The sequence below is a fragment of the Exiguobacterium sp. s163 genome, from assembly GCF_018617135.1.
Classification (GTDB): domain Bacteria; phylum Bacillota; class Bacilli; order Exiguobacteriales; family Exiguobacteriaceae; genus Exiguobacterium; species Exiguobacterium profundum.
On sequence record NZ_JACSJN010000002.1, the window covers coordinates 374,289 to 388,195 of the forward strand.

Here is a 13,907-nt window from a genome sequence, read left to right on the forward strand (position 1 = left end):
ATGAAGACACGTATTATTACAGGACTATGGGCAGGAGCCATCTTCATCACGGTGATTGCGCTTGGAGGCAATGCCTTCGTTTCATTGATGGGGATTCTGGCACTCATCGGATTGAGTGAATTCACGTTGATGCGACAGCATAAGCTGTTGGCGTTTCCGTTCTTAGTGACAGCGCTCCTCGTGGCGTTCCCGTTCCTCTTATTATTGCTTAAGACTCAAGTTGTCACGGATGAACTTCCGTTCTCGATTGAACAATGGCTCGTCTTAGGGCTCGTGTTGTTGCTGTTTTGGACAGTGGTCACGAAAAACCGATTCACGTATGAAGATGCCAGTTTTTACTTCGTCTCAGCCGTCTATTTGGTCGTCGGTTTCTCTAGTTTTGCGTTAGTGCGGCTCTCTGAGGACGGTCTATCGAAAGTGCTGCTAATCTTGTTTATGATTTGGGCGACAGACTCGGGAGCGTATTTTACCGGAAAAGCATTCGGGAAAGCCAAGTTATGGCCATCGATTAGTCCGAATAAGACGATTGAAGGGGCGATTGGGGGCATTGTGTCTGCGATTGTACTCGGTATCATCTTCGTCTGGATTGATCCGATCTTGCCGATGATCGAGGTCGCCATTTTAGCGATTGTCGTGGCGGTAGTCGGACAGCTCGGGGATTTGGTGCAGTCTGCTTATAAGCGCCAGTACGGAGTCAAAGATTCAGGTCATCTGTTACCGGGACATGGTGGCATTTTAGACCGGTTTGATAGTATGATTGCGGTCTTTACCGTCATTTGGGTGTTTAATCTGCTTTAAAAAGGAGTGTCGAGATGAAGCGAATTAGCTTAATTGGGGGGACTGGTTCGATTGGCGTTCAAACTTGTGACGTCATCGAACAGCACCCTGACCTGTTTGAACTTGAGGCGTATGCGTTCGGAACGAACGTCGAGGTCGCCACGGAATGGATCAATCGACTTAGACCAAAATATGTGTCGGCAACGAGTATCGAAGTACTCGAACAGTTGAAGCCGCATCTTACATATGAACCTCTCTATTTTATTGGACCGGAGGGGCTGAAGGAGTGTGCGACGGCAGAACGGGCTGACATCGTCGTGACGGCAGTCGTTGGAGCAGTTGGACTTGAACCGACGCTTGCGGCGATTCAAGCAGGGAAAGATATTGCACTCGCCAACAAGGAAACACTCGTTACCGCAGGACATCTTGTCAAAGCGGCCGTGAAAGAACATGGGGTCAACCTGTTGCCTGTCGACAGTGAACACTCCGCGATCTATCAATGTTTGAACGGGGAACGAAGAGAAGATGTATCCAAAATTATTCTAACGGCATCAGGCGGTAGTTTCCGTGATCGTTCACGCGATGAGCTGGCTGATGTGACTGTTGAAGACGCACTGAATCATCCGAACTGGTCAATGGGAGCAAAAATCACCATCGATTCGGCGACGATGTTCAACAAAGGCTTGGAAGTCATCGAGGCACACTGGCTGTTCGATATCGATTATAATGATATTGAAGTCATCTTACACCGTGAATCGATTATTCATTCGATGGTCGAATTTAAAGATGCTGCCGTGATGGCCCAGCTTGGAAACCCGGATATGCGCGGTCCGATCCTTTATGCGCTATCGGGACCGAAGCGGCTTGAAATCGAGGGGAATAAGCGGTTAAACTTGAAGGAAATCGGAAAGCTGCATTTTGAAGAGGCTGATTTCAATCGTTACCCGGCACTCCGGTTAGCGTTCGAAGCAGGAAGAGCCGGTGGTTCCATGCCGACCGTCTTGAATGCAGCCAATGAAGTGGCAGTGGACCTATTCTTGAACGGTCAGATCACGTTTTTAGAGATTGAACGACTCGTCGAAAAAGCGATGGCTCGACATGAGGTCATTGCCGAGCCGACGCTCGCGCAAATTCTAGAAGTTGACCGAGCAGTACGTCAACAGATTCAGCAAGGAATTGAAGGTGGGGAATAAATCATGACGACTTTTATCGCCATCGTTTTGATGTTTGGCGTTCTCATTTCGGTACACGAATGGGGACACCTCGTCATGGCGAAACGGGCAGGCATTCTCTGTCACGAGTTTGCAATCGGATTCGGTCCAAAAATTGTTTCATTCCGTAAAAATGAAACGCTCTATACCATTCGTCTTTTACCAATCGGTGGCTACGTCAAAATGGCCGGAGAAGATTTTGAACCGATTGAAGTCCGTGCGGGTCAGCATGTCGGACTCCGGCTCACCGAACAGGGGACGGTCGATCGTGTCTACTTCCAACCGGACACGGCTACAGATGTCCATGTCGTCGGAACCGTCGATAAGTTCGATTCGACACATGAGTTGAAAGTGCAACTTCTCATCGATGAGGAAGTGCGTGTCTATTCATTAGAGCGAGACACACTCCTTGTCGACCAAGGGATGGAAATTCAAATCGCACCGTATGATCGAACATTTGGAGCCCAGTCGGTTTGGAAACGTGTCTTGGCCATCGCAGCCGGTCCGGCGATGAACTTCGTCTTGGCGTTCATCTTGCTCATTATTGTGGGGCTCGTTCAAGGAACCCCAACGAACGACGGTCAAATCGGTACGGTTCAACCGGATTCAGCCGCTGATGAGGCTGGTTTGATGAGCGGGGATGAAATCGTATCGATTGAAGGTGAGCCGATTACCGATTGGCTCGACTTACGATCTGCTTTAGAAGACCGGGCGGACACCCCTACGGAAGTCACGTATGTCCGTGATGGGGAGGAAGCAACTGTCACCCTCACACCACAAGCAGTCGAACAAAACGGAGAGACGGTCGGAATCCTTGGTGTCACGAACGCACTCGAGCGATCACCGGTCAAAGCCGTGACGACGGGAGCGGAAACGACATGGACGATGTCGACGCTCATCTTCTCTGCGGTCGGTGATTTGGTGACAGGACAAGTCGGTGTCGATCAACTAGCAGGTCCGGTCGGGATTGTACGGATGACAGATGAAGTAGCGGCGAGCGGTTTGATCATGCTGTTGAACTGGACAGCGCTTCTCTCCGTCAACCTTGCGATCTTCAACTTGCTCCCATTGCCAGCGTTAGACGGAGGACGTTTGATTTTCCTCTTGTTCGAAGCGGTACGCGGACGTCCAATCGATCCGAAAAAAGAAGGATTCGTCCACTTTATCGGATTCGCACTCTTGATGATTTTAATGTTGATTGTCACTTGGAACGACATTCAATCATTCTTTAAATAAGCTGTTTGTAGAGAAGGGAAACGTTGAACTGTATGAAACAATCTAGATTGCTCATGCCTACATTGAGAGAAGTTCCGGCTGACGCGGAAGCGGTCAGCCATCAACTCCTCGTCCGTGGAGGATTCATCCGTCAAAATGCGGCAGGAATTTATTCTTATCTTCCACTCGGACATAAGGTGTTACACAACATCCAAACAATCATCCGTGAAGAGATGAATCGTGCCGGTGCACAAGAGTTATTGATGCCTGCCATTCAACCGGCGGAACTTTGGGAAGAGACAGGACGTTGGGGCATTTACGGTCCTGAATTGATGCGCTTGACGGACCGTCATGACCGTCGTTTCGCACTCGGTGCGACACACGAAGAATTGATCACATCAATCGTCCGAGACGAGCTCAACTCGTATAAAAAACTTCCGATGAACTTGTACCAGATTCAAACGAAGTATCGTGATGAGCGTCGTCCACGTTTCGGGTTGCTCCGCGGACGTGAGTTCTTGATGAAAGACGCCTACTCATTCCACGCGACACAAGAAGACTTAGATGAAGAATATACAAACATGTATAATGCGTACTCACGCATCTTCGACCGCACAGGACTGAAGTATCGTCCGGTCGTCGCGGACTCTGGGGCAATCGGCGGGAAAGATACGCATGAATTCCAAGCGCTTGCGGATATCGGGGAAGACACGATTGTCTACACCGACACGTCGAACTATGCGGCGAACATCGAGATGGCCGAAACGCTCGACCGTTATGAGATGCAGCAAGCTGACGTTCGTCCACTCGAAAAAGTGGACACGGAAGAGAATCGTACGATTGAAGATGTGGCGGCATTCTTGAACGTGGATCCGAAGACGACAATCAAATCTGTCTTGTTCAACGTGGATGGCGAAACCGTCATGGCAATCGTTCGTGGCGACCACGAAGCGAATGAAGTCAAAGTGAAGAACGCACTCGGTGGACTCGACATTCAACTTGAAGAAGAAGCGAAAATCGTTGAGTTGTTCAACTGTGCGCCAGGTACACTCGGACCGATTAACGCTCCGGTCAAAGTCGTTGCCGACTATGCGGTCAAGTACTTAGTGGATGCAGTCTGTGGTGCCAACGAGGCGAACACACACTACACGGGTGTAAACGCTGCGCGCGACCTTGCCGAGATGACATACCACGATTTACGTTTCGTTGTCGAAGGCGATTTGGCACCGGATGAGTCCGGTCCGGTTCGTTTTGCTCGTGGGATTGAAGTGGGACAAGTATTTAAACTCGGGACACGATATTCAGAAGCGATGGGTGCGACGTTCCTCAACGAAGAGGGTCGTGCCGAACCACTCATCATGGGTTGCTACGGCATTGGGGTGTCACGCACACTTTCAGCCATCGTCGAACAACATCACGACGACCGTGGAATCGTTTGGCCACGTAACGTGGCGCCGTTCGATCTCCATTTGATCGCAATCAATGCAAAAGATGAGACGCAAGTCGATTTGGCGAACCGTCTTTATGAAGAGCTTGGTCAAACATACGATGTCTTGTTCGACGACCGAAAAGAACGCGCGGGCGTCAAGTTTGCAGATGCAGATTTGATTGGACTTCCGATTCGCGTGAACGTCGGGAAAAAAGCCGGCGAAGGCATCGTTGAAGTGAAAGTACGTGCAACAGGTGAAGTGATTGAAACGTCAATCGATGAATTGAAAGAAGTCATCGCTTCAAAATTTAGCGAAGTTCATTAATGGATGAAGGTGACAGCGGAGGCGGTCACCTTCATTTGTCGAATTGGCATAAAGGGGGAAAGACGGACCCGTGGAAGCAAATCAAAAGATGCAATTATTATTAAGTGACCTTGGGATCACGACCGAGACGGACCTGTTTGATCAGGCCGAACTCTCACGGCTCGTCGTCAACAAGAAGCGACGGACGTGGACGTTTTATTTTTCATTTCCAAAAGTATTGCCATACGACGTGCATCAATTGTTCATGAGTCGATTAGAAAGCCGTTATGCGACGTTCGCGGATGAGGTGTACGCTCGGTTCTCGACAACAGCTGGTGGAAGTGAGCAAGACTATATCGACTATTGGCCGCGAATCGTCAGCGAGTTGAGCCAAGTTTCTGGTGCGATGCGCAGTTATTTCGGTTCCGTTTCGCCACGATTCGAGCAGAACAAACTCATGATCCCGGTGCGTTCCGCACCTGAGGCGAGTTATGTGGACAAAGAGCTCTGTCAAGAAGTGCAGGCGCTCTATAGTGCCTATGGGTTCACGAAAAAGCCGTGTCAGGCTCAATTTTCAGAAGACGCTGAGGCGAATCAGGCCCTTCGCGAACAGGTTGTTCAAGAAGACATCGAACAAGCGAAAATGGCACTGGCTGCTCAATTCGCCAAGGCAACAGAAACGAATGACGAACCGATCACAGAAATCCGGATGGGTGCGCTCATTAAAGATGAGATCGTCCCAATCAAGACGATTATCGAGGAAGAACGACGTGTCGCGATTCGTGGACTCGTCTTCTCGGCAGAACGGAAAGAATTGAAGAGTGGGAAGAAACTGTTCACGTTCAAGATGACGGATTACACCGACTCATTGATTGTGAAAGTATTTGCCCGCGATGACGATGACGACCGTATGCTCAGTGCCGTCAAAAAAGGCATGTGGATTCAAACAGCTGGGCGGGTCGAAGATGATTCGTTCATGCGCGAACTATGTATGATGGCATCTCAACTTCAAGAAGTGAAGGTCGAACCGCCACGTGACGAATGGGAAGGCGAGAAGCGTGTCGAACTTCACGCGCACACACAGATGAGCCAAATGGATGCCGTCACAAACGTCTCGTCGCTCGTCGCCCGTGCTGCGAAATGGGGACATCGTGCCATTGCCATTACCGACCATGCGGGAGTCCAGGCGTTCCCAGAAGCGTATTATGCCGGGAAGAAGAACGACATTAAAGTGTTATACGGAGTCGAGGCGAACGTTGTCAACGATGGTGTCCCTGTCGCCTATCATGCGACCGATGTGGCATTGGACGATGCGACATACGTCGTCTTCGACGTCGAGACGACGGGACTTTCTGCCGTCTACAATAAAATCATCGAACTCGCTGGGGTTAAAATCAAGGACGGGGAAATCATTGACCGGTTTGAGGCGTTCGCCGACCCGAAACATGCCTTGTCAGCGACCACGATTGAATTGACTGGGATCACGGATGACATGGTCCAAGGTCAACCGGACCCGGAAGTGATCACGAAACAGTTCGTCGATTGGTGTGGCGACAGCATTCTCGTCGCCCATAACGCGTCATTCGATATGGGCTTCCTTGAGGCGACTCTCCGTAGCGGAGGACATGAACCAGATGATTATCCGGTCATCGATACGCTCGAACTTGCTCGAACGTTGATGCCGACGTTGAAGAATCATCGACTCAATACACTTGCGAAGCGATTCGATATCGAACTGACACAACATCACCGTGCCATTTATGATGCGGAAGCAACAGCATATTTGCTCATGAAGCTACTCGATCTCGCTAAGCAGATGTTCGAGATGACGACACATCGCTCGTTGAACGCGAAAGTCGGGAGTGACGTATCGAAGATTCGTCCGTTTCATGCGACTATCTACGCTAAAAATAAAAAGCCAGGACTTCGTCATTTATATGAGCTCATCTCCTTATCTCACATCGATTACTTGTATCGGATGGCACGCATGCCACGTTCCGAGCTCGTGAAGCGACGGGAAGGACTGTTGATTGGTTCGGCTTGCGATAACGGGGAGATTTTTGACGCCGCCTTGAACAAGTCGGATGATGAACTCGAGAAGATGATGTCGTTTTACGACTTTATCGAGATTCATCCGCCGGCACTCTACCATCATTTAATTGATAAAGAGATTGTGGCGAATGAGTTAGAACTCCGCGAAATCATTAAGCGTATCATTCGCGTCGCCGAGAAGGCCGAGTTACCGGTTTGTGCGACAGGGAATGTGCACTATCTAGATCGGTCCGACCGGTCTTATCGCGAAATTTTGATTCGTACCCAAGGTGGGGCGAACTTTATCAATACGCGTAAAGAATTACCGCATGCGCACTTTCGGACGACGAAAGAAATGATGGAAGAGTTCAAGTTTTTAGGTGACGATTTAGCGCGTGAAATCGTCATCACGAATCCGAATGCGATTGCCGACCAGATTGAGTCGATTCAAATCATCCCGGATGATTTGTATACGCCGAAAATTGAAGGTGCGGATGATGAGGTTCGGAATATGAGCTACGACATGGCTCGCTCCATCTACGGGGACGAGCTGCCTGAGATCGTGGAGGCGCGTCTTGAGAAAGAGCTCAAGTCGATTATCGGCCACGGGTTCGCCGTCATTTACTTGATTTCGCATAAACTCGTTAAAAAATCACTCGATGATGGGTATCTGGTCGGGTCGCGTGGGTCGGTCGGTTCGAGTCTCGTCGCAACGATGACGGAGATCACCGAAGTCAACCCGCTACCACCTCACTACGTCTGTCCGAACTGTCAGCACTCACATTTCTTCAACGACGGGTCGGTCGGGTCGGGATATGACTTACCGGACAAGGAGTGTCCGGAGTGCGGCACGTGGTACAAAAAAGACGGTCATGACATTCCGTTCGAGACGTTCCTCGGTTTCAAAGGGGACAAAGTACCAGATATTGACTTGAACTTCTCAGGTGAATATCAACCGCATGCCCACGCCTATACAAAAGTGCTGTTCGGAGAAGAGTATGTGTATCGTGCCGGGACAATCGGAACGATTGCCGACAAGACGGCTTATGGATACGTGAAAGGCTATGCGACCGAGAACGATAAGATTTACCGGAACGCCGAGGTGGACCGTCTCGTGTCCGGGGTCACCGGGGTGAAACGGACGACAGGGCAACACCCAGGGGGGATCATCGTCGTACCGGACTACATGGACATCGCGGACATTTCTCCGATCCAGTATCCGGCGGATGACAATTCTTCTGAGTGGAAGACGACTCACTTTGACTTCCACTCCATCCATGACAACTTATTGAAACTCGATATTCTCGGGCATGATGACCCGACCGTCATCCGGATGTTACAGGACTTGTCTGGTATCGATCCGAAGACGATTCCGACGGATGATCCGACTGTCATGAAGATTTTTTCTTCACCAGAAGTGCTTGGGGTGACACCGGAACAGATTGAATCGAAAACCGGGACGCTCGGGATTCCAGAATTCGGGACGAAGTTCGTCCGTCAGATGCTTGAAGAGACAAAACCGTCAACGTTCTCGGAACTCGTTCAAATCTCTGGTCTATCTCACGGAACAGACGTCTGGCTCGGGAACGCGAACGAATTGATTTATAACGGGACGTGCGAACTGAAAGATGTCATCGGTTGTCGAGACGACATCATGGTCTATCTGATTTATGCAGGCCTCGAACCATCATTCGCCTTTAAAATCATGGAGTCCGTCCGGAAAGGGAAAGGACTCACGGAAGAGATGGAGTCCGAGATGCGGGAGAATGACGTGCCGGAATGGTATATCTCGTCTTGTAAGAAAATCAAGTACATGTTCCCGAAAGCGCACGCGACTGCCTACGTCTTGATGGCGGTTCGGATTGCATACTTCAAAGTGCATCATCCGATTCTGTACTACGCGACGTACTTTACCGTTCGGGCGGGAGATTTTGACTTGTCCGCAATGATTAAAGGTCCTCAGGCCGTACGGAAGGCGATGTCGGATATCCGAGAAAAAGGGTTCGATGCGACGGCGAAGGATAAAGGACTGCACACGGTCCTTGAACTGGCACTCGAAATGCTCGAGCGGGGTATGAAGTTCCAAAACATCGACTTGTATCGGTCGAGCGCGACAGAGTTCTTGATTGAAGACAATACGCTGATTCCACCGTTCAATGCGGTCGATGGCCTTGGAACGAATGCGGCGAAAGCAATCGTCGAAGCGAGAGAAGAAGGACAGTTCCTTTCGAAAGAAGATTTGCGGAAACGTGCGAAACTTTCGAAAACGGTCATCGAGACACTCGATACGATGAAATGTCTCGAAGGTCTGCCTGATGAGAACCAACTCTCATTCTTTGATTTTGGGGTGTAAGTTGCGATTTATCGGGAAAATATGATATATTGGTATCGAACAAAGTTGGATACTACGACGGAAAGGAGTAGGGAACCCTACTCCTTTCTTGTATGTAAAAGCCAGAAGGAGGGATGAGAGTGTCCAAAATAACAGAAGTCGTTGAATCGATTGCGTTGCCGATCGTAGAACGGGAAAACATGGAATTGGTCGATGTGGAATTCGTTAAGGAAGGTCCAGACTGGTTCTTGCGCGTCTATATCGATAAGCCGGGGGGCGTCGATTTGGACGATTGCGTCAATATCAATGAACAGCTCTCGGAAAAACTAAACGAAACCGATCCGATTGAACAGGCTTATTATCTTGATGTCTCGAGTCCTGGTGCGGAGCGTCCGCTGAAAAAGCCGAGCGATTTTGAACGTGCGGTAGGCAAAAATGTCTACATGAAAACGTTCGCTCCGATCGATGGTGCCAAAGAGTTTGAAGGAATTTTGACGGCATATGATGGGGAAACGGTCGTGATCGAGACACGCATCAAGACAAGAAAAAAAGCGGTATCGCTACCGGTAGACAAAATTGCACAAGCCCGCTTAGCGGTCACGTTTAGTTAAGGAGAGGGAAGAAGATGGGTCCACAATTACTCACTACAATCGATCAGATTGCCAAAGAAAAAGGAATCGACAAAAACATCATTATCGATGCACTCGAACAAGCGCTTATTTCTGCGTATCGTCGCAACGTGGCGAACCCGAACGAGCACGTGAAAGTCGAGTTTGATCAGGTGACGGGGGATATCCGTGTCTATGCACTTTTAGAAGTCGTAGAGCGCCTCACGCAACCGGACCAACAGCTCTCACTCGAAGAAGCACATGAAATCGATCCGAACTATGAGCTCGGTGATTTCCATAAAGAAGAAGTCACTCCGAGTGATTTCGGACGCGTCGCGGCGATGACAGCTAAACAAGTCGTCACACAGAAGATGCGTGAAGCGGAGCGCGAGCGCATCTACAATCACTTCGCTGACAAAGAAGATGAAATCATGACAGGAATCGTGGAGCGTTTCGACCCACGCAATCTGTATATCGGTCTCGAGAACAACATCGAAGCTGTATTGACACCGAATGAACAGATGCCGAACGAGTCATACCAAATCCATGACCGTATCAAAGTATACGTGACAAAAGTAGATTCAACGACGAAAGGTTCAGGTGCAGCGATTCAAGTTTCGCGTACGCATCCGGGACTTTTGCGCCGCTTGTTCGAACTCGAAGTTCCTGAGATTTCAAACGGGACAGTCGACGTGATGTCAGTATCGCGTGAAGCGGGTGACCGTTCGAAAATCGCTGTACACTCGGATATCGTCGACCCGGTCGGCGCATGCGTCGGACCGAAAGGACAACGTGTTCAAACGATTGTCGACGAATTGAACGGCGAGAAAATTGATATCGTCCGCTGGTCTGAAGACCCGAAAGAGTTCGTTCGTAACGCACTCAGCCCGGCTCAGGTCGTTGCGGTATATGTCAACGAGCCAGCAAAATCGACGACAGTCGTCGTACCGGACTATCAATTGTCACTCGCAATCGGGAAACGTGGTCAAAACGCCCGTCTCGCTGCGAAATTGACAGGATGGAAAATCGACATCAAGAGTGAAACGGATGCCGAAGCACTTGATTTGTTCGATACGTTCGCTGAAAAAGTTGAATCAGAACCAGAAATTGTTCAAAATGAAGTAGAACAAGACTTATCAGATGCTACAGTTGAAACGACTGCGGTGAAAGAAGAGGAATGACCATGAAGCAAAAGAAACTTCCTTTGCGTAAGTGTGTGGTCACACAGGAAATGCTCCCGAAAAAAGAATTGATTCGTGTCGTTCGGACGCCTGAAGGTGACGTGGTCATCGATCAGACGGGTAAAGTGAACGGTCGTGGTGCTTACTTATCAAAAGATATCGAAGTCGTTCGTCAAGCAGAGAAAAAACGGACGCTCGACCATCACTTGAAAGTAAAGACGAGCGACGACTTGTATGAACAGTTGAAAGCTGTCGCAGGTGGCGAATCATGAGCCAGTGGGAATCATTGTTAGGCCTTGCTGCTCGAGCGAGGAAAGTAACGATGGGAGAAGAGTTTGTATTAAAGGATGTACGAGCAGGTCGTGCCAAGCTCGTCATTCTAGCCGGAGATGCAGGTGCCTCGACGAAAAAACGAGTCACTGACAAATGTGCGTCTTATCAAGTGCCATTGATTGAAGTGAGCGATCGCTATACAATCGGTGCCGCACTCGGTAAAGACATGCGTGTCGTCGTATCGGTGACAGAATCCGGATTTGCGAACAAGCTTAAGCAACTTCTCTCTTAACTATTAACGGAGGTGGATGCTTTGGGAAAACGCGTCTATGAATTTGCAAAAGAACAGAATGTAACGAGTAAACAAGTCATTACTCAATTAGAAAAATTGAACAAACCGGTGAAAAACCATATGGCCGTCCTCGATGAGGAAACGGTAAAACAATTGGACCGTGTGTTCAATCCTGAAAAATATCGTGCTGAAAAACAAGCGGAAGCGAAAGCGACGTCAACATCGAATGAGCCGAAGCAAGAGAAAAAAGAAGCACAAGCGTCACGTCCACAAGCGGGACAACAAAACCGTGGCGGTCAAAACAATCGCGGTGGACAAAACAATCGCGGTGGACAAAATCGTAACGATAACCGAAACAACGACCCACGCAATAAAAAACGTGGAAAAGGGAAAGGCAAAGGCAAGCCGGTAAAAGCAGCTGTGCCACAAGAAGCCGATCCAAACTCGAAGACAAGTCAGCGTAAAGCAGCACGTCTCGCGCAAGAGGCAGAGATGGGCAACGTCATCAAGTATGACGATGTACTCAGCGTGTCTGACCTTGCTTCAAAAATGAATAAAAAGCCAAATGAAATCATCATGAAGTTGATGGGTCTCGGTGTCATGGCAACCATCAACCAAACGCTTGATGATGAAACGGTTGAATTACTCGCTGCAGAATTCGGCTTTGAGGTTGAAAAAGAAGTTGTTGTCGATGAGACAGACTTTGAAACAGTTGAGATCGACTTCTCACAATATGACCTTGAAGAACGTCCAGCTGTCGTTACCATCATGGGTCACGTCGACCACGGGAAAACGACACTTCTTGACTCGATTCGTAACACGAAAGTCGTCGCAGGAGAAGCGGGCGGAATCACGCAGCACATCGGTGCTTACCAAGTTGAAGTCAATGATAAGAAAATCACATTCCTCGATACACCAGGTCACGCAGCCTTCACGACGATGCGCGCCCGCGGTGCCGAAGTGACAGATATCGCAATCATCGTCGTTGCGGCTGACGATGGCGTCATGCCACAAACAGAGGAAGCAATCTCGCACGCCAAGGCAGCGAACGTTCCAATCATCGTGGCAGTCAACAAAATGGACAAAGAAGGGGCAAACCCTGACCGTGTCAAACAAGAGTTGACAGAGTTCGGTCTCATCCCTGAAGAGTGGGGCGGCGAAACAATCTTCGTTCCGATTTCTGCTATTAAAGGCGAAGGGATCGATGAATTGCTCGAGATGATTCTCCTCGTATCTGAAGTCGAAGAATATAAATCGACACCAGACATGCCAGCTCGTGGTTCAGTCATCGAGGCGAAACTCGACAAAGGACGTGGACCGGTCGCGACACTTCTCGTTCAACACGGTACACTTCGAATCGGAGACTCAATCGTCGTCGGTAGCACATTCGGTCGTGTCCGTGCGATGGTCAACGATATCGGTCGCCGTGTGAAACAAGTCGGACCATCTACACCGATTGAAATCACTGGTTTGAACGACGTTCCACAAGCGGGTGACCAGTTCATCGTCTTCGAAGATGAGAAGAAAGCACGTGCAATCGGGGAAAAACGTTACCAACGTTACCTTGAGTCACAGCGTCGTGAGTCGGCGAAAGTAAGTCTTGATGATTTGTTCAGCCGCATTCAAGAAGGTGAAGTGAAAGACTTGAACGTCATCATCAAAGCAGACGTTCAAGGGTCAGCCGAAGCATTGGCTGGTTCACTCCGCAAGATTGATGTCGAAGGCGTCAAAGTTAACATCGTTCACCAAGGTGTCGGTGCAATCACGGAAGGTGATGTCATCCTCGCTTCAGCTGCGAATGCTGTCATCATCGGATTCAACGTCCGTCCTGATGGAAACGCACGTTCGATGGCGGAACAAGAGAACGTTGAAATGCGTCTCCACCGCATCATCTACAACGCAATCGAAGAAATCGAGAGCGCGATGAAAGGGATGCTTGACCCAGAGTTCGTGGAAGAAATCACAGGTCAAGTCGAAGTCCGTGACGTCTTCAAAGTTTCGAAAGTCGGTGCGATTGCAGGTTGTTATGTGACAGAAGGTAAAATCACACGTGACGCCGGTGTCCGTGTCATTCGTAACGGAATCGTGATTTACGAAGGTAAACTCGATACGCTTCGTCGTTTCAAAGATGACGTGAAAGAAGTGGCGACTGGTTATGAGTGTGGGATTAAAGTAGAGAAATTTGATGACATCAAAGTAGACGATGTCATTGAAGCGTTCGTCATGAAAGAAGTCGAACGTAAATAATGTGAGG

10 protein-coding genes are annotated in these 13,907 nt (G+C 49.2%); all 10 read left to right on the forward strand.

The genetic code is table 11. The features are described 5' to 3' along the window. The 10 genes from KNO71_RS08450 (at position 1) to infB (ending at position 13,900) form a co-directional block, all read left to right on the forward strand. A complete protein-coding gene (locus tag KNO71_RS08450) occupies positions 1-798 on the forward strand; it encodes a phosphatidate cytidylyltransferase (protein ID WP_214687943.1) in 798 nt (265 codons plus the stop codon). Between the two features lie 14 nt (positions 799-812). Next, positions 813-1,970 carry a 1-deoxy-D-xylulose-5-phosphate reductoisomerase gene (dxr, locus tag KNO71_RS08455; protein ID WP_214687944.1) on the forward strand — a complete coding sequence of 386 codons (1,158 nt, stop codon included), beginning with the start codon at positions 813-815 and terminating at the stop codon, positions 1,968-1,970. A gap of 3 nt (positions 1,971-1,973) precedes the next feature. Further along, entirely contained in the window at positions 1,974-3,224 is a 1,251-nt protein-coding gene (gene rseP, locus KNO71_RS08460; protein WP_015881422.1) for an RIP metalloprotease RseP, read from the forward strand. Positions 3,225-3,256: 32 nt separating this feature from the next. Beyond that, complete coding sequence (locus KNO71_RS08465; RefSeq protein ID WP_214687955.1) at positions 3,257-4,957, forward strand: proline--tRNA ligase; 1,701 nt, start codon at positions 3,257-3,259, stop codon at positions 4,955-4,957. A 70-nt stretch (positions 4,958-5,027) separates the two neighbouring features. Then, positions 5,028-9,320, forward strand: a complete 4,293-nt coding sequence (locus KNO71_RS08470) for a PolC-type DNA polymerase III (RefSeq protein WP_078146723.1) — start codon at positions 5,028-5,030, stop codon at positions 9,318-9,320. Positions 9,321-9,433: 113 nt separating this feature from the next. After that, on the forward strand, positions 9,434-9,910 hold the full coding sequence (gene rimP, locus KNO71_RS08475) for a ribosome maturation factor RimP (protein ID WP_193343250.1): 477 nt from the start codon (positions 9,434-9,436) through the stop codon (positions 9,908-9,910). Between the two features lie 14 nt (positions 9,911-9,924). After that, complete coding sequence (nusA, locus tag KNO71_RS08480) at positions 9,925-11,088, forward strand: transcription termination factor NusA (RefSeq protein WP_074037219.1); 1,164 nt, start codon at positions 9,925-9,927, stop codon at positions 11,086-11,088. After that, a complete protein-coding gene (gene rnpM / locus KNO71_RS08485; protein ID WP_193343251.1) occupies positions 11,085-11,360 on the forward strand; it encodes an RNase P modulator RnpM in 276 nt (91 codons plus the stop codon). The genes nusA and rnpM overlap by 4 nt, the downstream gene beginning before the upstream one ends. Further along, the gene (locus KNO71_RS08490; protein WP_015881428.1) at positions 11,357-11,653 is read left to right on the forward strand and encodes a YlxQ family RNA-binding protein; all 297 of its coding nucleotides are present in this window, start codon (positions 11,357-11,359) and stop codon (positions 11,651-11,653) included. Before rnpM ends, KNO71_RS08490 begins: the two co-directional genes overlap by 4 nt. 21 nt (positions 11,654-11,674) lie before the next feature. Beyond that, complete coding sequence (gene infB / locus KNO71_RS08495; protein WP_078146724.1) at positions 11,675-13,900, forward strand: translation initiation factor IF-2; 2,226 nt, start codon at positions 11,675-11,677, stop codon at positions 13,898-13,900. Positions 13,901-13,907: the final 7 nt, after the last annotated feature.